The sequence below is a fragment of the Flavisphingomonas formosensis genome (assembly GCF_009755815.1).
Classification (GTDB): Bacteria; Pseudomonadota; Alphaproteobacteria; order Sphingomonadales; family Sphingomonadaceae; genus Flavisphingomonas; species Flavisphingomonas formosensis.
In genome coordinates, this window is the sequence record NZ_WRPK01000002.1 from 396,069 (window position 1) to 418,393 (window position 22,325).

At 66.4% G+C, this 22,325-nt stretch carries 22 protein-coding genes and 1 riboswitch; of the genes, 14 read left to right on the plus strand and 8 right to left on the minus strand.

Features of this window, described 5'->3' with window-relative positions; all coding sequences use genetic code 11:
• Nucleotides 1-39 precede the first annotated feature (39 nt).
• From GQY20_RS07915 to GQY20_RS07930, 4 genes are all read left to right on the plus strand, one after another.
• Nucleotides 40-969: a tetratricopeptide repeat protein gene (locus GQY20_RS07915; protein ID WP_157216806.1), complete on the plus strand. Its 930-nt coding sequence runs from the start codon at nt 40-42 to the stop codon at nt 967-969.
• Entirely contained in the window at nt 957-1,943 is a 987-nt protein-coding gene (gene tilS, locus GQY20_RS07920; RefSeq protein ID WP_232475942.1) for a tRNA lysidine(34) synthetase TilS, read from the plus strand. Before GQY20_RS07915 ends, tilS begins: the two co-directional genes overlap by 13 nt.
• 104 nt (nt 1,944-2,047) lie before the next feature.
• Nucleotides 2,048-3,991 (plus strand): ATP-dependent zinc metalloprotease FtsH, encoded by a 1,944-nt coding sequence (gene ftsH, locus GQY20_RS07925; RefSeq protein WP_157216520.1) that lies wholly within the window; start codon nt 2,048-2,050, stop codon nt 3,989-3,991.
• 242 nt (nt 3,992-4,233) lie between these two features.
• Nucleotides 4,234-6,174, plus strand: a complete 1,941-nt coding sequence (locus GQY20_RS07930) for an energy transducer TonB (protein ID WP_157216521.1) — start codon at nt 4,234-4,236, stop codon at nt 6,172-6,174.
• A gap of 4 nt (nt 6,175-6,178) precedes the next feature.
• Here GQY20_RS07930 and GQY20_RS07935 read toward each other — a convergent pair whose 3' ends face one another.
• Nucleotides 6,179-6,601, minus strand: a complete 423-nt coding sequence (locus GQY20_RS07935) for a GFA family protein (protein WP_157216522.1) — start codon at nt 6,599-6,601, stop codon at nt 6,179-6,181.
• Nucleotides 6,602-6,782: 181 nt separating this feature from the next.
• Nucleotides 6,783-6,892, plus strand: a riboswitch (yybP-ykoY riboswitch).
• Between the two features lie 91 nt (nt 6,893-6,983).
• Here GQY20_RS07935 and GQY20_RS07940 point away from each other — a divergent pair.
• Nucleotides 6,984-7,553: a TMEM165/GDT1 family protein gene (locus tag GQY20_RS07940; protein WP_157216523.1), complete on the plus strand. Its 570-nt coding sequence runs from the start codon at nt 6,984-6,986 to the stop codon at nt 7,551-7,553.
• A 1-nt stretch (nt 7,554) separates the two neighbouring features.
• On the opposite strand, the gene GQY20_RS07945 is transcribed toward GQY20_RS07940, so the two are convergent.
• On the minus strand, nt 7,555-9,621 hold the full coding sequence (locus tag GQY20_RS07945) for an AsmA family protein (protein WP_157216524.1): 2,067 nt from the start codon (nt 9,619-9,621) through the stop codon (nt 7,555-7,557).
• Nucleotides 9,622-9,777: 156 nt separating this feature from the next.
• On the opposite strand from GQY20_RS07945, the gene rpmI reads away from it, so the two are divergent.
• The 6 genes from rpmI (at nt 9,778) to GQY20_RS07975 (ending at nt 14,461) form a co-directional block, all read left to right on the plus strand.
• Entirely contained in the window at nt 9,778-9,981 is a 204-nt protein-coding gene (gene rpmI, locus GQY20_RS07950) for a 50S ribosomal protein L35 (RefSeq protein ID WP_157216525.1), read from the plus strand.
• Between the two features lie 12 nt (nt 9,982-9,993).
• Nucleotides 9,994-10,371, plus strand: coding sequence for a 50S ribosomal protein L20 (gene rplT / locus GQY20_RS07955; protein ID WP_157216526.1), 378 nt, complete (start codon nt 9,994-9,996; stop codon nt 10,369-10,371).
• Nucleotides 10,372-10,469: 98 nt separating this feature from the next.
• Nucleotides 10,470-10,670 carry a GIY-YIG nuclease family protein gene (locus tag GQY20_RS07960; RefSeq protein WP_408641060.1) on the plus strand — a complete coding sequence of 67 codons (201 nt, stop codon included), beginning with the start codon at nt 10,470-10,472 and terminating at the stop codon, nt 10,668-10,670.
• A 43-nt stretch (nt 10,671-10,713) separates the two neighbouring features.
• Nucleotides 10,714-11,796 carry a phenylalanine--tRNA ligase subunit alpha gene (gene pheS / locus GQY20_RS07965; protein WP_157216528.1) on the plus strand — a complete coding sequence of 361 codons (1,083 nt, stop codon included), beginning with the start codon at nt 10,714-10,716 and terminating at the stop codon, nt 11,794-11,796.
• Nucleotides 11,793-14,162 carry a phenylalanine--tRNA ligase subunit beta gene (gene pheT / locus GQY20_RS07970; RefSeq protein ID WP_157216529.1) on the plus strand — a complete coding sequence of 790 codons (2,370 nt, stop codon included), beginning with the start codon at nt 11,793-11,795 and terminating at the stop codon, nt 14,160-14,162. The genes pheS and pheT overlap by 4 nt, the downstream gene beginning before the upstream one ends.
• Nucleotides 14,159-14,461, plus strand: a complete 303-nt coding sequence (locus GQY20_RS07975; protein ID WP_157216530.1) for a hypothetical protein — start codon at nt 14,159-14,161, stop codon at nt 14,459-14,461. The genes pheT and GQY20_RS07975 overlap by 4 nt, the downstream gene beginning before the upstream one ends.
• A 50-nt stretch (nt 14,462-14,511) precedes the next feature.
• Here GQY20_RS07975 and GQY20_RS07980 read toward each other — a convergent pair whose 3' ends face one another.
• Nucleotides 14,512-14,952 (minus strand): GNAT family N-acetyltransferase, encoded by a 441-nt coding sequence (locus tag GQY20_RS07980; protein ID WP_157216531.1) that lies wholly within the window; start codon nt 14,950-14,952, stop codon nt 14,512-14,514.
• Between the two features lie 178 nt (nt 14,953-15,130).
• On the opposite strand from GQY20_RS07980, the gene hisC reads away from it, so the two are divergent.
• Both hisC and GQY20_RS07990 read left to right on the plus strand, forming a co-directional pair.
• Nucleotides 15,131-16,231: a histidinol-phosphate transaminase gene (hisC, locus tag GQY20_RS07985; protein WP_157216532.1), complete on the plus strand. Its 1,101-nt coding sequence runs from the start codon at nt 15,131-15,133 to the stop codon at nt 16,229-16,231.
• Nucleotides 16,231-17,139 carry a prephenate/arogenate dehydrogenase family protein gene (locus GQY20_RS07990; protein WP_157216533.1) on the plus strand — a complete coding sequence of 303 codons (909 nt, stop codon included), beginning with the start codon at nt 16,231-16,233 and terminating at the stop codon, nt 17,137-17,139. The genes hisC and GQY20_RS07990 overlap by 1 nt, the downstream gene beginning before the upstream one ends.
• A gap of 34 nt (nt 17,140-17,173) precedes the next feature.
• On the opposite strand, the gene GQY20_RS07995 is transcribed toward GQY20_RS07990, so the two are convergent.
• The 4 genes from GQY20_RS07995 to ftsE are packed head-to-tail and all read right to left on the minus strand — an operon-like array spanning nt 17,174 to nt 19,993.
• Entirely contained in the window at nt 17,174-17,863 is a 690-nt protein-coding gene (locus tag GQY20_RS07995; RefSeq protein ID WP_157216534.1) for a lysophospholipid acyltransferase family protein, read from the minus strand.
• On the minus strand, nt 17,860-18,390 hold the full coding sequence (locus tag GQY20_RS08000; protein WP_157216535.1) for a YdcF family protein: 531 nt from the start codon (nt 18,388-18,390) through the stop codon (nt 17,860-17,862). The genes GQY20_RS07995 and GQY20_RS08000 overlap by 4 nt, the downstream gene beginning before the upstream one ends.
• Nucleotides 18,387-19,223, minus strand: coding sequence for a cell division protein FtsX (locus tag GQY20_RS08005; RefSeq protein WP_232475974.1), 837 nt, complete (start codon nt 19,221-19,223; stop codon nt 18,387-18,389). The genes GQY20_RS08000 and GQY20_RS08005 overlap by 4 nt, the downstream gene beginning before the upstream one ends.
• Before the next feature lie 53 nt (nt 19,224-19,276).
• Entirely contained in the window at nt 19,277-19,993 is a 717-nt protein-coding gene (ftsE, locus tag GQY20_RS08010; RefSeq protein ID WP_157216809.1) for a cell division ATP-binding protein FtsE, read from the minus strand.
• Nucleotides 19,994-20,154: 161 nt separating this feature from the next.
• Here ftsE and GQY20_RS08015 point away from each other — a divergent pair, with 161 nt between their 5' ends.
• A complete protein-coding gene (locus GQY20_RS08015) occupies nt 20,155-20,913 on the plus strand; it encodes an MJ0042-type zinc finger domain-containing protein (RefSeq protein WP_157216536.1) in 759 nt (252 codons plus the stop codon).
• Here the strand turns inward: GQY20_RS08015 and GQY20_RS08020 are convergent.
• Nucleotides 20,885-22,246, minus strand: coding sequence for an MATE family efflux transporter (locus GQY20_RS08020; protein WP_157216537.1), 1,362 nt, complete (start codon nt 22,244-22,246; stop codon nt 20,885-20,887). The two genes, GQY20_RS08015 and GQY20_RS08020, sit on opposite strands and share 29 nt — an antisense overlap.
• Nucleotides 22,247-22,325: the final 79 nt, after the last annotated feature.

A 22,325-nucleotide genomic window follows, 5' to 3' on the forward strand; every position in this document is an offset into this window, starting at 1 on the left:
AGCATGCCGATGACGAACCGGAAGACGGGGGAGAAAATGATGCGCGTGATGCTGATTGCCGGACTGTTGCTCGCGGGAACCGCGATCACGCCAGCGCTGGCGCAGAGCGCGCCCGCCGTCGAAGGCCGCGTCACCAAGCTGGAAAAGGAAATGCGGGCCGTCCAACGCAAGGTCTTCCCGGGCGCCAATCCCGACTATTTCGAACCGGAGATCGCTCCGGCCTCACCGCAGGCGGTGCCGGGCATGGCCGCGACATCGCCCCTTGCCGATCTCAATGCACGCGTCGATGCGCTGGAACGATCGCTCTCGCAGCTCACCGGCCAGGTCGAGCAGGCCAACTTCAAGAATCGCCAGCTCGAGGACGCCTTCGCCAAATATAAGGCGGACACCGACTATCGGCTGAGCGCGCTGGAAGGCGGCAACCCTGCAGCCGGCGGCAAGCCGGGCGGATCGGGGGGCTATCCGCCTCCCGGAACGCCGCCGTTCGGCTCGCGCGAACCCGCCAGCTCTCCCCAGTCCGCCCCCCCTCCTCCGCCGCCCGTTGCCGCGGCAACGCCGCCTTCCCCTTCCACGGGCGATGCCGCGGAGGACGCCTATATGGCCGGCTATAATCTCTGGGCCGCGAAGAAATATCCGGAGGCTGAAACGTCGCTGAAGGCGTTCGTGGCCAAATATCCCAACCATCGCCGTACCAGCTATGCCCAGAATCTGCTGGGCCGCGCCTATCTGGACGACGGCAAGCCGGCCACGGCGGCGGAAGCCTTCTACGCCAATTACAAGAACAATCCCCGGGGCGAGCGGGCGCCTGACAGCCTCTATTATCTCGGGCAGTCCCTGACCCAGCTCAAGAAGACCACGGAAGCCTGCAAGGTCTATGACGAGCTGAACGACGTCTATGGCGCCAAGCTCTCGCCCGCCCTGAAGGATCGGGTGACCAAGGCGCGCGCAGACGCCAAGTGCGCGAGCTGACGGAAGCCTCCTTCGATCGCTTTATCGCCGATTATCGTTCCGCGCTCGGCACGCAGGATGACGGCAGTCCGGTCGGGATCGCGGTATCGGGCGGCGGAGACAGCCTCGCCCTGCTACGGCTGGCTGTCCGGGCCTTTTCCGGGCGCTTGGCAGCCGCCACCGTCGATCATGGCATGCGCCCCGAATCGGCGCAGGAGGCGCAGGCCGTCGCCGACATCTGCGCAACCCTCGGTGTTCCCCACGCTGTTCTTTCCCCCACCGTGCCGATCGCCGCGCCGGGCAACCTTCAGCAAAAGGCGCGCCAGGCCCGGTATCGGGCCTTGTCCGACTGGGCCGTGGAACGGAGCCTCACCCGCATCCTGACAGCGCATAGCCGCGACGACGTGGCGGAAACCTTCCTGATGCGGGCCGCGCGCGGCGCAGGCGTTTCCGGTCTGGCCCGCATGGCGGCCGAGACGGCCATGCCCTATGCCGCCGAAAGCGGCGTGCGGCTCGTCCGGCCGCTGCTGGACTGGTCCCGCGCGGAGCTGCGTGCGCTGGCCGAAAGCACGGGCTGGCCGATCGCCGACGATCCTTCCAATACCAATCCCAAATATGATCGCGCGCGAATCCGGAGGCTTCTCGCCAACGCGCCAGACCTTCCGTCCGATCGGCTCGCCCAGGCGGCACGCAACCTCAACGAGGCGGAGGCGGCGCTGCAATGGCTCGCCGACGAGGCATGGCTCACGCGCGCGACCGTCGATGGCACCACGATTCGGATCGATGCCGCGGAATTGCCGCGCGAGACCCGCCGCCGGCTCGCCGCGCGCGCCATCCGGCAGCTCCGGAACGGTGAGGACTGGCCGGGCGAGGGGCTGGACGGCCTGATCGACCATCTCGATTCGGGCCGGGCGGCCACGTTGGCCGGCATATTGGCACGCCCCGGACCACCATGGCGCTTCGCTCCGGCGCCTCCACGACACGGCCAATCGTGATCGGGCGGCTATCCATATCCGTAAAAACGCCGAAAGCGCGGCTGTTCCATTGCCATTAACCCCTGATCGCCTATCTTGCAGAATAGAAAGGCTGGTACGGACGCATGAACGAAGAAAAGGACCCGCAGGGCAATCCCTGGGTGAAGAGCTTGATGATCTGGGTGGGCATATTGCTCGCCCTCGTGCTCTTCGTCTCGCTGTTCGATTCCAGCGCCCGCAATCAGGGCGGCGATGCGATCGCCTATTCCGAATTTCTGAACCAGGTGGAGCAGGGTTCGGTCAAGAGCGTGGAGATCGGGGACGATGTCGTCGCCGGCAAGTTCACCAATGGCACGAGCTTCCACACCTTTGCGCCGAAGGACACCGGTCTGGTTGACCGGCTGGCCGCGAAGAACGTCGAGTTCCGCGCCAAGCCGCAAGAGCAGGCGAGCCTGTGGCTGATCCTGCTCTATAATTCGCTGCCTTTCCTCGCCCTGCTCGCCATCGCCGTCTTCGTGATGCGCCAGATGCAGAAAAATGCCGGCTCCGGCGCGATGGGCTTCGGCAAGAGCCGGGCGCGCATGCTGACCGAGAAGCAGGGACGCGTCACCTTCGACGATGTCGCTGGCATCGACGAGGCGCGCGAGGAGCTGCAGGAAATCGTCGACTTCCTGAAGGATCCGACCAAGTTCGCCCGCCTCGGCGGCAAGATTCCGAAAGGCGCCCTGCTGGTCGGCTCGCCCGGCACTGGCAAGACGCTGCTCGCCCGCGCCATCGCGGGTGAAGCCAACGTGCCCTTCTTCACCATCTCGGGTTCCGACTTCGTCGAGATGTTCGTCGGCGTCGGCGCCAGCCGCGTGCGCGACATGTTCGAGCAGGCGAAGAAGAATGCGCCCTGCATCGTCTTCATCGACGAGATCGACGCGGTCGGCCGCCATCGCGGCGCCGGCCTCGGCAACGGCAATGACGAGCGCGAGCAGACGCTGAACCAGCTGCTGGTCGAGATGGACGGTTTCGAGGCGAATGAAGGCATCATCATCATCGCCGCGACCAACCGCCCCGACGTGCTCGATCCCGCGCTGCTGCGCCCGGGCCGCTTCGACCGACAGATCGTGGTCCCGCGTCCGGACATCGATGGCCGCGAGAAGATCCTGGCCGTTCACATGAAGAAGGTGCCGCTTGCACCCGACGTCAATGCGCGCACCATCGCACGGGGCACGCCCGGTTTCTCGGGCGCCGATCTCGCCAACCTCGTCAACGAGGCTGCGCTCATGGCGGCTCGCCGCGGTAAGCGCCTCGTTGCCATGGCGGAATTCGAAGCCGCCAAGGACAAGGTGATGATGGGTACCGAGCGCAAGTCGATGGTCATGACCGATGACGAGAAGCGTATGACCGCTTATCACGAGGCCGGCCACGCCATCGTTGCGCTGCACGAGCCGGCGTCGGATCCGATCCACAAGGCGACGATCATCCCGCGCGGTCGCGCGCTCGGCATGGTGATGCGCCTGCCGGAGCGGGACAGCTACAGCTATCACCGCGACAAGATGTACGCCAACCTGTCGGTCTCGATGGGCGGCCGCGTCGCCGAGGAAGTGATCTTCGGTTATGACAAAGTGTCCTCGGGCGCGTCCTCGGATATCCAGTACGCCACCGGCCTGGCGCGCGACATGGTCACCCGCTGGGGCATGTCCGACATCCTCGGCCCCCTGCAATATGCCGAAGCGGACGAGGAAGTGTTCCTCGGCTATTCGGTCAACCGCAGCCGCCAGATGTCGAACGAGACGGCCGTGCTGATCGACCAGGAGATCAAGCGCATCGTCGAGTCCGGCTATCAGAAGGCCAAGGATTTGCTGAACGAGCATATCGACCAATTGCACATGCTGGCCGGCGCCCTGCTCGAATATGAGACGCTGTCGGGCGACGAGATCAAGAAGCTGCTCGATGGCGAAGGCGTGGATCGCGGCGACGAAGCCAAGCGCCCGCCGGTGAACATCGGCCGCGGTGGTTCGGCCATCCCGAAGAGCCGCCGCCCCGGCGGCTGGGGCGATCCCGCCCCGCAGGGCGCTTGATCGCAGCAACCGCCTGCAAGAGAAGCATCGCAAATGTGAGCGCCGCGACCCCTGGTCGCGGCGCTCACATTTGCGTTGAGACCAAGCAGGAGGCCTACACGGTACGACCGTGACATCTTCTGCATCATGCCGAAGCGCGGTCTACATGGCGGAAAAAGAAGCGTCGGCTTCGGATGTTTGCCGCATTGGAGGCCAGAGACGGCGATGGTACCCGAAGCGCGATGTTCGGGGAGACATGGGGCATGACAATTTCTCGGATCTGGCCGATCGCGGCTGCTATGCTCGCAACGTCGAGCAGCCTGACCAGCGCGGAGCCGTCGCGCCTCCAGGCAGCCTATGATGCCGCCCAGACGGCCTATGACAAGCAGGACTGGACGACGGCCGCGGCCGGATTCCAACCCTTGCTGCCTGCCGATCCGCGACGTCCGCTCACACCTTCCCAGGCGGTGATCGCCGCCCGGCTAGCCGACTCCTTGAGCCATCTCGGCCGGTCGGCCGCGGCGAGGCCTTGGCTCACGCGTGCGCTCGCCGGCCTTCCGGCCGACAAGGTGGACGAGCGCGCCTTCGTTTATCTCGCCATGGGAAATGCAGCGCGGTTCGATTTCGACGGGCCGGCCGCGATGGCGGCTTATGAGCAGGCGATAGCGATCGGCAACGCAGCAAATCTGCCGATCATTCGGATCAATGCCACAGTCGGGCTGTCGATCGCGGCCGCGACATCGGATCCGGCTCGCGCCGCAGCCGCGCTGGACGCGCTATTCGCCGATCGAACGACAATCGCGAAAATGGAGAACAGGGACCTTGCCGTCCTTGAGGAGATGCGCGCGCGGGTCGCCGCCAATGCGGGTGACCTCGCAGGCGCCAAGCGGTGGATCGGGCAGGCGCTAGGGCATAGCGGCGGCGCACAGACGACCCGCATCTCGCTGCTCCAGGTCGAGATAAGAGGAGACGCCGCAATCATCTCCCAGTTGCGCGGCGACAGCGAATCGACCCGCCTCTATCTGACCTTCACCGGCGCCGGCCATCTCAAGAACACCGATTGGATCGGCCGATATGACGGAGAATTGCCAGTCTGCGGACAGGATGGCGATATCCGGCCGGAGGACAGCGCCGTCGTGCAGTTCGCGATCGACGCCGACGGACGTATCTCAGGAGCCCAGCCCATCTACGCCAGCCGTTCGGGCGAGATTGGCTGGGCATTTGCGCGCGCGATGAGCGGCTGGCGCTGGGATCCTGCGCTGCTCAAGGACGTCGAGCCTTTCTGGCGGCAATCGGTCCGTTTCGAATTGCGCTGCATCAGCAGGCCAGCGCCGGACAAGCTCGCTAAGCGCTTTACGGACCAGATGTACGCCTGGCTGAGCTCGATCGGCATCGACCCCAACGATATGGGCAGCGCGTCCGCAGGGGCGTTCGGGGACGATCTGCACCAACTTCCTAGTTTACTCGCATATCTTCGCAACCAGGGCGGGAGGCCACAGCTCGACCGGGTATATCGTGCGCTCGAAAGCGCGCGAGCGCCCGCCTCCGCTTATGCGGTCGCCGCCAATCTCTATGCGAACAGCGCCTCCCCAGGATCAATCCGCGCCGCCGGTCGCGCGCGCGCCGACGCGTTCGCTCAGCTTCTCCCCTATTTCGACAGCCATTTTCCGGGTGAGACGGCGACTGCCTGGTTGCGCCTGGAACTGGCGCTCGCGCTCGAAAACGCGCATGACTTCGATCCGGTGCCGGCCCAGCTTGATGCCGTGCTCGCGACGCCGCTGACAGTGCTTCCGGCCGACGATCCGGTTCGCCACGTCGCGCTGCTGCATGCCGCGATCGTCAAGGGTCAACTCGGCGCGCCCACGGCGCAGGCCGCCAATGCAGCGGCGAGCGCCCTGAACGTGGAGCAATGCTCCCTTATCGACACGCATCCGATCCCCGAGAGCGTGGCGATATCGAGCGCGCAATTCCCGCGAACCGCGCTGGACTGGCGCTTCGAGGGCCATGTCGAGGTCGCCTACGACATAGCGGCCGACGGCAGCGTTTCGAACGTGCGCACAATCCTCGCCTATCCACCATTCGTCTTCGGCAAGGGCACGGAAGAAGCGGCCGCGAAGTTCCGCTACCTGCCGCCGATGATCGACGGCAAGCCGGTCGGCTGCATCGGCGAGAAGCAGACCGTGAACTATCGCATCCCGGGATAGGCGGCTATTCGGCGATCTGCTCGCCGGAACCGCCGAATTCCGAGGGAAAATCCCGGAATTTGGGCAGGCCGTCCTTCATCGGCAACACCGTCTCCGCATAGTTGATATGCACGCCGGGCGCGAAGGCGAGCGTCGGAAGCGTTGCCGCGAAGACGTCCACCACGCCCAGCGTCGGATGGTTGGTGAGCAAATGCCCACCGCACCGATCGCAATATTGGCGCTGGCTGAGCGGTGTCTTCTGAAAGACGGCGATATGGTCCTCTCCCGCAGTAACTGTCACCATGTCGGGTTTCCACAAGGTGAAGGCATTGATCGGCCCACCGGACCAGGATCGACAGGAATTGCAGTGGCAATAACCCATGCCCTCGGGCTCGCCGGAGACTTCCAGCTTGACGGTACCGCAAAAGCATTGCCCGCTATAGCTCATCGCGTTCCTCCCTATTCCTGCCACGCAGACGGAGCATGGGTTGCTTCGCCTTGGCATCATCTTCCATGCGCGTGCCGATAATGCGCCGAAATTCACATTCGGCCAAGCAGGCGCTCCAGCCCATTGTACCTTCTGCCAACGGATGAATCGCCGCCCCTCGCGTTGACGTAGCGGCCTCGGACCGCTAAGCGGGCGGGGTCATCTGGGGAGTAGTCGGCTGCCGCAACAGGCAGGCCCCGCGTCAACATATTTGGCGGAGACGCCATGGCGCGGGGGGCGATCGGATCGTCTGGCGAGACCAATGACGCAGGGCTTCCGCTCATGGCCGGGCGGGGGTGCCGTGCGTCGTTGGAAGTCTTGCCGCCCGGCCTGGAGAATAAGCGTGGAAGCCCTGCTCACGTCGACGCTGGTCGTCGCGCTCGCCGAGATCGGCGACAAGACCCAGCTGCTCGCCATCCTGCTCGCCACCCGTTTCCGCCGCCCCTGGCCGATCATCGCCGGGATATTGGGCGCGACTCTGGTCAATCATGCCTTGGCGGCGCTGCTCGGATCCGAAGTCGCCAATCTGCTGGACGGCCCGCTATTCCGCTACGCCATTGCCCTCTCGTTCATCGCCATGGCGATCTGGACGCTGATCCCTGACAAATATGAGGAAGAGAAGGAGCAGGTCTCCCGCCACGGCGCCTTCCTTACTACCCTGGTCGCCTTCTTTCTGGTCGAGATGGGAGACAAGACGCAGGTCGCGACGATCGCGCTCGGCGCGCATTATCATCAGGTCGCGCTGGTCGCGACGGGTACCACCATCGGTATGATGCTCGCCAACGTCCCAGCCGTGTTCCTCGGCGATCGCATCATCCGCATCGTGCCGCTCAACTATGTGCGGATAGGCGCCGCTTTGATCTTCCTTTTCCTCGGCCTCTGGGCGCTGGCCGAAGCCGCGCACCTTATCTGACCTATCGTTTCAGGGGCTTGCCGTTGCCTACGTCCTTGCGCGGCTTACCCTTGGTGGTGCGTTGCGCGGAGGCGTCGGCTCCGGCGAGGACGGGGCCGCACGCCGCGGCCTTTGCGTCGCCGGGATCGACGAAGGCGATAAGCGCTGCGACCGGCGTCGCGACGACGCCAAGCCCGATGCCGATTCCCGCACGCGTCAGCAGCTGCGGGCTGATGATGCGCAGGCCCGGCTTGGCGAAATAGCCGTCGAGCCCGACCGGCGACTGGGCAGAGAAAAGGCTGAACGTCTTGCCGTCGGCGCGCACCGAGAAATCGAGTGATTCGTCCTTGAAGCTGAAGCCGCCGCGGCCGGTGATCACATTCTTGTCGGTATCGATCAGGATCGGATCGGCCGCCGCCACGCCGTCCCGCACGGTGAAGCCGATCAGGCCGCAATTGATCTGCACCGGCTTCTTGAGCTTATGGCCGATCAGCTTGGTGAGGAAGGTGCCGATATCCAGTTCCGAAAGCTGGATATTGCGCGTCCAGAAGCTGCCCTTGGGCAGGATCACGACAATGCGCCCATTGGCGCTCGCCAGCGAATCATGCACGGTATCGCCGCGCCCGCTCATCTTGATGCGCGCCTTCACGACGCCGCTGGTGCCCGATTCATCGACTCCGAAGCCGGCGAGGAGCGTGCCCATCGGCGTCGGCGACAGGCGGATGTCGTAATCAGTGAATGCCGGCCGCTGCCGGGCGTCGAGCACGATGTCGGACGCAACGTGGCCACGCGAGAGATCCATCGTCAGCGGCGAGAGCTTCAACAGGCTATGATCGAGATCCAGGGTCAGCGCGACATTGGAGATGGGCAGGTGCGGCGCCTTTATGTCCGTCACCTTGTAATCGACATGCGCATCGAAGCGCGAGATCGCGTCGACGCGCAGCGGCGCGTCCGGCAGGATGCGCGGATGATCGCCTTTCTGGGCGACTGCGGCGACCACGCCCTTGCTGGCGAGCGCCTGAGGCTCGTAGCCGATGAACGGCCCGATATCGACGATATCGACCGAGCGGGAGGCGAGGTCCGCATCGATCTTCAGCCGGTTGTCGGGCATGGTGATGGTCATGCCGCCGGCGAGATCGCTGTCGCCGAATGCGCCGGCGAGGCGGGTGAACTTCCATGCACCGCCCTCCTTGGTGAGATGCGACCGGAAATGGTAGGCGCGCGTGTCGGGAACGGCGACACCGAGGAAATCGAACAGCCGCGCCAGATTGGGTCCGCGCACCTTCATCGCCAGATCCGCGCCCTCGATCACCGTCGCGCCCGGCAATGCGCCGGAGACGTCGAGGATGTTGCCGCCCGAAACCGCGTGCATCGTAAACTGGTTGCGTCCGCCGGCCAGAGTTTCGTTGGGTGACTGAAGCGCGCCGGACAGCGTAAAGCGGCGATCGCGCAGGTGCCCGTCGCCCGCGAAGCGGATGGCGCCGGCGAACTGAGTGTCCGCCGCCTTGATCGTCTCGAATTGAATGTCGGTCGTCAGCTGCATCATCGGATCGGTATAGTGCAGCGTCGTGCCGCTCATGATCGCGCGGCGGATCACCGGCATCTCCAGCGGCTTGCCTGGTGCGTCGGGATCGCCGAACGTCCACGTGTTGCGCTTGTGCCGCGCATCCCATTCCAGATTCACGTCGCCGTGCAGCAGATCCAGCCAGTTAACCCGCTTGCGCCCGAAGATCAGCGGGATGGAAGCGATTCGCGTGTCGATTCGCCGCGCCTGGAAGAAATAGGGCTTTTTCGCCCAGGCCGGGTTAGAGATGGTCATCCCTTCCGCCACGAACTTCACGTCGATCGGATCGAAATAAAGCTGGAAATCGCCCGGCACCTTGACCACTCGTCCCGTCGAATGGCTCACGATCCGCTCGAACGGATGCTTCAGGAAACGGCCCTTGGTGACGAAAAGGATCGTCCAGGCGAGCAGAATCAGGCCGATGATCGTCGACAGGACCGCGATAACCGCCGCGATCGGAGTTTCCGGAACGCGGCGGATGCGGAGCGCAGGTTCGCGCGGGGGCGGGGGATCCGCATCGGCCATGACTTCGCGAAAACCCCCGGTGGCGAGCTATGTTCCGAAGAGGTTGCCAGCACCGGCTTTCGCCACTATAGGCCCGCGCTTCATGCGATTTGAGGGACTGCCCGGCTGTATGGGCTGCCGTGGCTGTCCGCATACGTCGCGAACAAGGAGACGAAAATGCCCAAGCTCAAGACGAAGAGCGGCGTCAAGAAGCGCTTCAAGCTCACCGCCACCGGCAAGGTGAAGCATGGGGTCGCCGGCAAGCGCCACCGGCTGATCAGCCACAATTCCAAATATATCCGCCAGAACCGCGGCACCTCGGTTCTTTCCGAAGCCGACACGCCCACGATCAAGCTCTGGGCGCCGTACGGCCTGAAGTAAGGAGACCGGGACATGGCACGCGTCAAGCGCGGTACGACCACCAAAGCCAAGCATAACCGCATCTTGGATGCGGCGAAGGGCTATTATGGTCGCCGCAAGAACACCATCCGTATCGCCCGCCAGGCCGTCGAGAAGGCCGGGCAGTACGCCTACCGCGACCGCAAGGTTAAGAAGCGCAGCTTCCGCGCCCTTTGGATCCAGCGCATCAACGCTGCTGTCCGCGCGGAAGGCCTGACCTATGGCGTGTTCATGCACGGCCTCAAGCTGGCCGGCATCGAGCTGGACCGGAAGGTCCTCGCCGATCTTGCCATGCACGAAGGCGAAGCGTTTAGCGCCATCATCGCGCAGGCGAAGGCCGCGCTGCCGGAGGACGCCCGCGTCGCGGCGTAACCTTTAGCAGACAGGCACGCTTCGGGGCGCGGATTGCACAAGCGGTCCGCGCCCTTTTCGTGTTCGGGGCAACCCTCCCTCGTCATTCCCGCCAAGGCTTGATCAAAGGCTTCTCCAGCCGCTACGGGAGCTCCCGTCTCGTCTATTTCGAGATGTTCCAGGACATGCCGAACGCGATCCTACGTGAAAAGCAACACAAGAAATGGCGACGCGACTGGAAGCTGAACCTGATAGAGGGTTCCAATCCGAGCTGGGCCGACCTTGCCGAAGGGCTTGGCGTGAACGGCACATACGGTTGAATTTATGCATCCCCGCCTCCGCGGGGGACGACGAAGGTGGGGCATGAGTTATCTGGAATCGCTTCGATCGAACCTCTTGGCGCTGACCGAGTCGGCGGCCAGCCTGGACGCGATCGAAGAGGTGCGCGTCAGGGCGCTCGGCAAGGCCAGCGACATCGCCGGGCTGATGAAGACGCTCGGCGGTATGAGCCCCGAGGAGCGGCAGGTGAAGGCCCCGCTCATCCAGGGCCTGCGCGCCGAGGTGACCGAGGCGATCGCCGCAAAGAAGCAGGCGCTGGAAGCTGCCGCGCTCGACGCGCAGCTCGCTTCCGAGACGCTGGACATGTCGCTGCCCGTCGCCTCGCTGCCGCAGGGCAGCGTGCATCCGGTGAGCCAGGTGATGGACGAGCTGGCGGAGATCTTCGCCGATCTCGGCTTCGCGGTCGCGACCGGCCCGGAAATCGAGGACGACTGGCATAATTTCACCGCGCTCAACATCCCCGAGAGCCATCCGGCGCGGGCGATGCACGACACTTTCTATTTTCCGGAGGACAAGGCGCGCGACGGGCGGCGCATGCTGCTGCGCACCCACACCTCGCCGGTGCAGATCCGCACGATGATGAACCAGGAGCCGCCGATCCGGATCATCGCGCCGGGCCGTACCTATCGTTCCGATTCGGACGCCACCCACACGCCGATGTTCCACCAGGTGGAGGGTCTCGTGATCGATCGCGGCATCCATATGGGCCATCTCAAATGGACGCTCGAGACCTTCGTGAAGGCGTTCTTCGAGCGGGACGACGTCGTGCTGCGCCTGCGCCCGAGCTACTTCCCCTTCACCGAGCCTTCGGCCGAGGTGGATGTCGGCTTCTCGCGTGAGAATGGCCGCCGCGTGATCGGCGGATCCGACGGCTGGATGGAGATATTGGGTTCGGGCATGGTCCATCCGCGCGTCATCGCCGCCTGCGGCCTCGATCCGAACGAATGGCAGGGCTTCGCCTTCGGCTGCGGCATCGATCGCCTCGCCATGCTCAAATATGGCATGGACGATCTGCGCGCCTTCTTCGATGGCGACCTGCGCTGGCTGCGCCATTACGGCTTCGCCTCGCTCGACGTGCCCACGCTCAGCGGAGGAGTGGGCGCATGAAATTCACCCTCGGCTGGCTCAAGGAGCATCTCGACACCACCGCCGATCTCACCGCGATCACCGATGCGCTGACCCGTATCGGCCTCGAGGTGGAAGGCGTGGAGAACGTGGCCGAAAAGCTCGCCCCCTTCACCATCGCGAAGATCCTGACGGCGGAGCCGCATCCGCAAGCGGACAAGCTGCAGGTGCTCAGCGTCGATGCCGGCACCGGCGCGCCGCTGCAGGTGGTGTGCGGCGCGCCCAACGCCCGCGCCGGCCTGGTCGGCGTGTTCGGAGCGCCCGGCGCCTATGTGCCCGGCAGCGGCATCACGCTGAAAGTCGCCGCGATCCGCGGCGTCGAGAGCCACGGCATGATGTGCTCGACGCGCGAACTCGAGCTCGGCGAGGATCATGACGGTATCATCGAGCTCCCGACCGACGCGCCGGTAGGCCAGGCCTATGCCGCCTGGGCCGGGCTCGACGATCCGGTGATCGACGTGTCGATCACGCCCAACCGGCAGGATTGCATGGGCGTGCACGGCATCGCCCGCGACCTTGCGGCGGCGGGACTGGGCACGCTGAAGCCGGTGGCGGTTCTCCCTATACCCCCCGGCAAGCCAGGCCCGGCGACGGTACGGATCGACGACCCGGAAGGCTGTCCGGCTTTCTTCGCACGCGTCGTCAACGGCGTGAAGAACGGCGCGTCGCCGGCGTGGATGCAGCAGCGATTGAAGGCGGTCGGGCAGCGCCCCATCTCCACGCTGGTCGACATCACCAACTATGTGATGATCGGCTGGGGCAGGCCGCTCCATGTCTATGACCTCGCGAAGATCAGCGGCCCGCTGGTCGCCCGCAAGGCACGCGCGGGCGAGACGCTGACCGCGCTCAACGGCAAGGATTATACGCTCGATCCGTCGATGACGGTGATCGCCGACGACGCCGGCGTGCATGACATTGGCGGCATTATGGGCGGCGAGCATTCGGGGGTATCCGAGACGACCACCGACGTGCTGATCGAATGCGCCTGGTTCGATCCCGAGACGATCGCGCGCACCGGCCAGAAGCTTGGCCTGACCAGCGACGCGCGCAGCCGCTTCGAACGGGGCGTGGACCCGGCGTTCCTAGGCACCGGGCTTGATCTGGCAACACGCATGGTCCTGGATCTGTGCGGCGGCGTGGCGGCGGCCAAGATCGAGGCCGGCACGCCGCCGCTTGCCACCCACACCATCGCTTATGAGCCTTCGCTCTGCGAGAAGCTGGCCGGCATCAAGGTGGCCGCGGCGCGCCAGAAGGCGATCCTGACCAGCCTTGGCTTCGGCCTGGACGCTTCGTGGACGGCGCGCGTGCCGACCTGGCGCCGCGACGTGGATGGCGCGGCAGATCTCGTCGAGGAGATCGTGCGCATCGAGGGGATCGACCATGTCCCCTCCACGCCGCTGCCCCGCGCCGAAGGCGTCGCCAAGCCGACCGTCACCCCGATGCAGCAAACCGAGCGCCGCGCCCGCCGCACCGCAGCTGCGCGGGGCCTCAGCGAGGCGGTGACGTGGAGCTTCGTCTCCGAACGCGAAGCCGCGCCGTTCGGCGGCGGCGAATGGATCCTGGCCAATCCGATCAGCGAGGAGCTGAAGGTGATGCGGCCCTCGCTCCTGCCCGGGCTGATCGCCGCGGCCAAGCGCAATGCCGATCGCGGGCAGCGCTCGGTGCGTCTGTTCGAGGTAGGACGCCGCTACGGCGCCGAGGACGAGCACCCGACGCTCGGCCTGGTGCTGGCGGGCGAGCGGACGCAGCGCGACTGGCGGTCCGGCCGCGCCCAGCCGTTCGACGCCTATGACGCCAAGGCGGAGGCGCTCGCGATCCTCGCCGCAGTCGGCGCTCCCGTCGACCGGCTGCAGGTGATGGAGGCGGTGTCCGCGGTCTATCATCCCGGCCGCTCCGGCACATTGCGGCTCGGTCCGAAGACGGTGCTGGCCGAGTTCGGCATGCTGCATCCAGCCACGGCGCGGGCCTTCGACATCGACGATCCCGTCGCGGCGGCCGAGATCTTCCTCGACGCGATCCCGCAGAAGCGGTCCGGCGGCCATATGCGCAGCGCCTATGCTCCCCCTGCCCTGCAGGCGGTGACGCGCGACTTCGCTTTCCTGGTGCCCGCGACGCTGGCCGCGGATAGCCTGTTGCGCGCGGTGCGGGGCGCGGACAAGGCGACGATCGTCGACGTCCGGCTGTTCGACGTCTTCACCGGCCAGGGCGTGCCGGAGGGCCAGAAGAGCCTGGCCATCGAAGTGACCTTGCAGCCGGGATCGGCCAGCTTCACCGAGGGGGATCTCACCGCGATCGCCGATCGGGTGATCAAGGCCGCCGAGAAGCTGGGCGCGACGCTGCGGCGATGATCCACAGCCTCGCGGCCCGCTTCTGGGACGCCAAGGAATGGGTACATGTGCAGACCGGCTTCAGTCCGGCGCTGCTGCATGTCCATCTCGGCCTGGCGATCTGGCTGCTGGCCGCGCTGCTGCTGAAACGGCCGCTGCGCGACTGGCGCCCGCTCGCGGTGCTGGCCGTACTGCAGGCGTTGAACGAGGTAGGCGACCGCCTTTATTTCGGCACGTGGCGGGGTGACACGCTATGGGATTGCGTCACCACCCTGTTCTGGCCCGCCCTGATCATGCTCGTGGCGCGCAAGCGGCGCTAGGATGCGATGACTTTGCATCGACTCCACGCCATCCTGCTCCGGAAACAGCCTCAGCTTCGTTGCATGAACCATTCCGGATTGGCGAGCGGCGTCCAGCCGAGCGAAGCATAGAGGCTGTGGGCATCGTGCGTCGCCAGCATCCAGCGGCGCAGCCCTTGAAGGTCCGGGCGAGACTGGAGATGGTGCAGCATTGCCCGCGCGAGCCCCCTGCCCTGTTCCTCCTCCAGCACGAACACGTCGGCAAGATAGGCGAAGGTCGTCCGATCGGTGATCAGCCGGGCGAAGCCGACCTGCACCGTGCCCCGGAAGACGCCGATCACCAGCGATCCGGCGATCGCGCGCTCTACCCGCTCGCGCGGCACGCCGGGCGACCAATAGCTGCGCGCGAGATAGCCGTGAATGACGTCGATCTGCATATCCGCCGGATCGTCCGACAGGCAGTAGCCGGGCGGCAGCGCCGGCGGCGTAATCGGGCTATCGCACTCGCTCATGACGATGCCTCGCTAACCCTTTTTGCCGGCCGGGGAAATCGCGCGATGGCCAGATGTGCGCGGAATTGCTGGGATCGGCTTGTCATTGCGGAAACGCTGGCGTAGGCGCGGGGCCTGTCCGAAAGACCCGTCGCTCCTGCCTCCGCCGGGAGCGGCCGCAGGGAAGAACCGAACGCCTATGCCCGCCCCCCAGCCCAAGCCGTGGATCGATGCGATAGCACCCTATGTGCCTGGCCGCTCGACCACCGACGACGGCCGCAAGGTTGCCAAGCTCTCCTCCAACGAAAGCCCGCTGGGCACCAGCCCCAAGGCACGCGAGGCTTTCGCGCAGGGCGCGGCATCGCTCGATCGCTACCCGGACGCTTCCGCCGCCGCGCTGCGCGAGGCGATCGCCGCCGCGAACGGGCTCGATCCCGCGCGGGTGATCTACGGCACCGGCTCGGATGAGGTTCTGCATCTCGCGGCGGGCGCCTTCGCCGGCGTCGGCGATGAGATATTGTTCGTCCGCTACGGCTTCTCCGTCTATCCGATCGCCGCGCGCCGCGTAGGCGCGGTCCCGGTCGAAGCGCCGGACAGCGACTATGGGACGGACGTCGACACGCTGCTCGCCCATGTGACCGAAAAGACCCGGGTGGTGTTCGTCGCCAACCCGAACAACCCGACCGGCACCTATATTCCCCGGGACGAACTGCAGCGCCTGCATGCCGGCCTGCCCGGGGATTGCCTGCTGGTGATCGACCAGGCCTATGCCGAATATCTCGACGAGGCGGACGACGATGGCGGCATGGAGCTCGCCAAGACCCAGCCGAACGTGCTCGTCACCCGAACCTTCTCGAAGATCTACGGGCTTGCAGCCGAGCGGATCGGCTGGGGATACGGCCCGGCGCCGGTGATCGAGGCGCTGCACAAGATCCGCGCGCCATTCAACGTCACCACCGCCGGCCAGTTGGCCGCGATCGCAGCACTGGGCGACACCGCGTTCGTGGCTGCGGCCCGCGCGCACAACGACCGCTGGCGCGATTGGCTGGCCGGCGAGATCGCCTCGCTCGGCAATGCCGGCCTGCGCGCAGTCGCATCCAAGGCGAATTTCCTGCTCGTCCTGTTCGAAGGCAAGCTGACCGCCGAAGAAGCGTATAAGGCGCTGATGGAGCATGGCTTTATCGTCCGCTGGCTGCCCGGCCAGGGCCTGCCGCACGCCCTGCGCATCTCGATCGGCACCGAGGAGGAAACACGCGGCCTCGCCGCCGCACTGCGCGAGATCGTCGGAGCCGCGGCCTGATGCTGCCCTTCGCGCGCGTCACGATCATCGGACTCGGGCTCATCGGCTCGTCGATCGCGCGTGCCGTGCGCCAGCACATGCCTACCGTGCGCCTCACCGCGCATGACGCCGATCCGGCCGTGCGCGCACGCGTCGAGGAACTGGGCATCGTCGACGACGTCACCGACACGCCGGGCGTGGCGGTCACAGACGCCGATTTCGTGATCCTGTGCGTGCCGGTCGGCGCCATGGATATGGTCGCCACCTCGATCGCCCCGGAGTTGCCGGTCGACGCGATCATATCCGACGTCGGATCGTCCAAGGCCGGCGTGCTCGCGACGCTGACCGCGGCGCTGCCCGGTGCGACGGTGATCCCCGCCCATCCGGTGGCCGGCACCGAGCATAGCGGGCCGGACGCAGGCTTCGCGAGCCTGTTCCATGGCCGCTGGTGCATCGTCACGCCGCCGCCCGGCGCCGCCGAGGCCGCGGTCGCGCGGGTGAGCGCCTTCTGGGAAGCGCTCGGCGCCAAGGTCGACCTGATGGAGCCGCGGCATCACGATCTCGTGCTCGCCGTCACCAGCCACCTGCCACATCTCATCGCCTATACGATCGTCGGTACCGCCTCCGACATGGAAGAGGTGACACGTAGCGAAGTGATCAAATATTCTGCGGGCGGCTTTCGCGACTTCACCCGCATCGCGGCTTCGGATCCGACCATGTGGCGCGACGTGTTCCTCGCCAACAAGGAAGCGGTACTGGAGATGCTGCAGCGCTTCACCGAGGATCTCACCGCGCTGCAGCGGGCGATACGCTGGGGCGACGGCGACACGCTGTTCGATCTATTCACCCGCACCCGCGCGATCCGCCGCAGCATCATCGAGCAGGGCCAGGACGACGCCCGTCCCGACTTCGGCCGCGCTCACCCCTGATTCTCATCCTCCGCGGGGTGAGGAAGCGTTTCCGTCATTCTTCCAGCGCGTTGATACCCTCGAACACCAGCGCTTCCGCCTCGCGGCGCGGCAAGCCCGGTGGAATCGGCTCGCCGAAGCGAAAGGTGATGATTCCCGGCCGCTTGACGAAGCCGCGCCGCGGCCAGACGCGTCCGCTGTCCACCGCCACCGGCACCACCGGCAGACCGAGGAGTTGGTAGAGCCCCGCAAAGCCCGCACGAATCGGCGGCTTCAGCCCCGGCGGCACGCGTGTTCCCTCCGGAAACAGCATCAGCGGCCGCCCCTCGTGCACCGCCTGCTGCGCGGCGCGGAGCATGGCGCGCAGCGCCGCCGCCTTGCGCGACCGATCGATCGGGATGACGCCATAACGCTTGGCCGCCCAGCCCCAGAGCGGAATGTCGGTCAGTTCCTTCTTGACCACTGCGGCCGGATTGCCGAGCAGCACGACCAGTTCCAGCGTCTCATAGGCCGCCTGGTGCTTCACCGCGTAAAGCACCGGCCCCTTGGGTATAATCCCTTCCACCCGCGGACGGATGCCGAGCAGCACGGCGGCGCACCAGCCATGGAAGCGGCACCAGCCGTGCGCATAATCCTGCACCGCCTTGCGGCCGAGCAAGGCGACCGGCAGCGCGCCGAGCACGGCGAATACGGTGCCGCCGTAAAAGACGACCACGAACAGCACGGATCGCAGGAAAGCGCTCATATCCCCATCTGCCCCGACACCCGCCGCAGCACATATTTATTATATTCGGTCAGCAACGCCAGCAGCCCGGGTTCGCTCGGCACCGCATCGCGGACGATCACCACCTCGCCATCCAGCATGCGGGCAAGTTCGTAGCGGGCACGCGCCATGTGCCAGTCGGTCGTCACCAGCCGGATCGAGCGATATTTGTAGCGCCGCACCCAGTTCGCCGTTTCCTGCGCATTGGAGCGCGTATCCACCGCCTCGTGACCCAGATCGACGCAACAGTCGAACAGGGAGAGCGGCGCATGATATTCGGCGGCGAGCTCGTGCGGCTTCACCTGTCGGTCCACGCCGCTGATCAGCATCCGCTTGGCGCGCTTGGCGCGGATCAGGTCGAGCCCGCGCTCGATCCGGCCGCGACCGCCGGTCAACACCACGATCCCATCGGTCATCTGATCGTCGGCCGGCCCCGGCAGCGAGACCGCGAACCAGGCAAAACCGAGCATCCAGAGCAGCAGCACCGCGGCGACGAGGCGCGAGATCACAGCATCCTCCTCAGCGCGCCTACCACGGTCAGCCGCGCCGCGACCGTCGCCAGCAGCGCGCCGGCGATGGGCAGCATCGTCAGTATACCCCAGGCATAGACAGGCAACGACATCGATCCGAGCAACTCCGAGCCGAGCCCTTCGACCCGCTCGCCCAGCAATAGGATGACGAGCACCGCCACGGCCAGCCCCACCAGCCCGCTGAACAACGCATCCAAAGCGATCCTTCGCTGAAAGAGGCGCGCGATCTGAATGTCCGTCGCTCCCATCAAGTGCATGACGTCGATCACCTGGCGATGCGTGTTGAGCGCCGCGCGGGAGGCCAGCACGACCGCACAGCCCGTTGCCAACGCCATCAACAACACCAGCGCCAGTGCCAACCATTCCAGCGAACGGACCAGGCCGGCCAGCGGCGCCAGCCAGGCGGCATGGTCGTCGATCTTGGCGGCGGGGGCAACATGGGCGACGGCGGCCGCGATCCGATCGATCCGGGCATGGGCGGCGGGCGAAAGCTCGGCATCGATCAGCGCCGGCACCGGGATATCCGGACCCAGCCCTTCCGCGCCGAACCATGGCGCAAGCAGCCGCGCCATGTCCGCCTCGCTCATCCGGCTGACCGCACCGACGCCTTGGGTGCGGTTCAACTCGGTTATCACCGCCGCCACCTGCGCCTCGCGCGCGTCGGGCGAGGCCTCCACGATCTGGACGGTAATCCGGCCGCCGAGCTGATTTCCCAGCGTGTGTGCCCCGACGGCGAGCGACATTCCCGCCGCGGCGGCAAGCACGGTCAGGAACATCATGATCGCGATCACCCAGGGCATGGGCCCGGCCATGCGCCCCTCGGGCAGCAGATTCCGTTCGGCCGCCGTCGGCCGCCAGCCGATATTCACGATACGGCCTGTCCGCGCGGCGGAGGCGGATAGCGCAATGCGCCGGTGGGATCGGAGACACGGCCCCGCTCAAGCCGGATCATCTGCGCATTGGGCACGCGGCTGAGCAGGTGGATGTCGTGCGTCGCCACCACCACCGTCGTGCCGAGCTTGTTGAGCGCATCGAACAGATGGAGCAGGCGCGAAGCCATTTCAGGATCGACATTGCCCGTCGGCTCGTCCGCGACGAGGATTTCGGGCCGGCCGATCACCGCGCGCGCGATCGCGACGCGCTGCTGCTCTCCGCCGGAGAGGGTGGCCGGACGCGCGCTGGCGCGATCGGAGAGTCCGACCCAGTTCAGCATCTCCTGCACCGGCACTTCCAGATCGCGCTCCTCCACGCCGGCGATACGCAGCGGCAGAGCGATATTGTCATAGGCAGACAGGTGCGGCACGAGCCGGAAATCTTGGAAGACCACGCCGATCCGGCGGCGAAAGCCGGGCAGGCGCGCCCGCGGCAGCGTTACGACATCCTGGTCGAACAGACGAATGAGGCCGCGGCTCGGCCGCTGGGCGAGATAGAGGAGCTTCAGCAGCGAGGTCTTGCCGGCGCCCGACGGGCCGGTGAGAAAATAGAAAGCGCCCCCATTCAGCGTGAAGGTGACGTCGGTCAGGGTTTCCGCGCCCGTTCCATAGCGCAGACCAACATTCTGAAATTGCACGATGCCTGCCATCGCGCCCGCGTCCTCGCCCTCCCGCACCGGTTCCTCGCCGGTTCCGCCATCGCACAGGCGCGCGTGCGGCGTAAAGGCGTTGCTGCGCGGCAGCGATGCTTGAAAGCCCGGCGGCTCCGTGCTTAGTCGAAGGCCCTTTCGCGAGCGGACACCAGCCATCGATGATCCTGACCTGCCCAGCCTGTCGAACCCGCTATCTCGTCCCCGACAGCGCGATCGGGCCAACCGGACGTCAGGTGCGCTGCGCCTCGTGCAAGCATAGCTGGTTCGAGGAAACGCCTGCGGCCGAGACCCAGGCCAGCTCGGCGCCCGCGGCCGAAACCACGCCGCCGGGCCCGGCCGCCGCTGCATCGGAACCGGTCGATTCGGCCGCCGCTGCGGCAGCGCCGGCCCCGGCCGAGGCCGGCCCGATCCCGACATTCGTCGATCCCTCGGTCGAGCCGGCCGACAGCAGCTACGATGCCTTCGCGCATGAACCGCCTTTCCGGCCGCGGCGCAATCCCGCGCGGATGTGGACGCGGATAGCGATCGGCGCCGCTATCGCAATGCTGCTCGCCATCGCTGCCCTGCTGCTGTTCGGCCCGGCCGACTTCGCATCCCGCTTCGGCCTCGCGGCGAAGGCGACGCCGCTGTCCATCGAGGTCACCCGCAAGCCGGATCGCAAGATCATGCCGAGCGGACGGGAGCTGTTCGCCGTCACCGGCCGCGTGTTCAACCCGACCGACCAGCCGTTGCGGGTGCCCGACATCCAGGCGGAGCTGCGCGATGCGCAGGGCCGGATCGTCTATGGCTGGACGATCGCGCGGCCGGTCGCGACGCTCGGTCCCAAGACCAGCGCTGAGTTCAACAGCGCGGAGGTGGATGTGCCGATCGGCGCGCGCACCCTGAATCTCAGCTTCGTGAAGACGCCCGAAGGCTGAGCTGGATCATCCGCCCGCCCTGGAGCAGCGTGGCGACCACCATGCCGCTGACCGACGCGATCGCGAGCGCCTCCGCGCCCCAGCCACTGTACACCAACCACCAGCCGAGTCCGCCGGTGACGAGGAAGAAGGCGATGATACCGTTGAAACCGGCCACCACCTGATCGCCGAGCGAGCGCAATGCGTAGACGCAGACCATCTGCACCCCGTCGAAGAACATGAACGGCGCGAAGATCAGCAGCAGCGACGCGGCCAGCGCCTGCACCGCAGGATCGCTTGAAAAGGGCGTGACGACGATCGCGCCGGCAAACCAGTAGACCAAGCCCAGCATGCCCATCACCAGCGTGGTCAGGGCGCAGGCGATGAGCGTCCGGACGAACGCCTGATCGGGCACGCCTTCGCCCACCGCATTGCCGGCGCGGACGCCGGCCGCGGAGGAAAAGCCGATCGCCATGGCAAAGGCGAAATTGTGCAGCGAGAAGACGGTCTGGAACGCAGCCGCCGGTACCGCGCCGAGTTGCGTCGACAAAGCGATCAGCCATGAAAAACCCGCCAGCTCCAGTCCGGCGGAGACTGACGGCACGAAGCCGAAGCGCAGCAGCGCCGGCACGTCGCTCAGCGCGCGGCCCCAGGCCGCTGCGGAGACGTCGCGAATGCCGCGCTCGCGGGCGTCGGGCAGCAGCCAGACCGACGCAAGCATGGCAAGGCCGCCGAAGGTGGACACGCACGCCGTAGCCTGCGCTGCGCCGACGGCTCCGAGCCCCGGCAGGCCGAGATGGCCCGCAGCCCATGCCCAGGCCAGCACGGCATTGACCGGCAGCATCAGCATGTTGATCGCCATCACCCGCCTCGGGTGGCTGATCCCCTCGAGGAAATAGGAAGTAGCGGAGAGCAGCAGCTGCCCCGGAAAGCCATAGGCCATCGCCCGCACTACCGCCGCGCCTTCGTCCGCCAACGACTCCGGCACACCGGCGAAATGGAGGAGCGCCGCCGCCCACAGCCCGAGTATGGCGGTGGCGATGATTCCGAGCCCCAGGCCGTAGACCAGCCCCGCGCGGAAGGTGTCGCCCGTCGTGCCGCGATCGCCAGCCCCATCGGCGCGCGACGCGAAAACCAGCACGCCGGACATGGCAGCAAGGCCCATCACGATGGTGACGAAAGTGATCGTCCGCCCCGCCGCCAGCGCGCCGAGCTCCGCCGTACCGACATGGCCGACCACGGCGACGTCGATGAGCTGCATCAGCGTCCAGTTGAAGCTGGTCAGCACCACCGGCCAGGCAAGGCGCAAGATGCGCTGCGCCTCGGCGGCGATCTCCTGGGTGTCGAGGCGCATGACGCAGGCGATAGAGCATCGGGCAAGCGAGTGGGAACCGCTTTTTCGGGAAGATACGACTTCCCTCCTCTCCGTCATG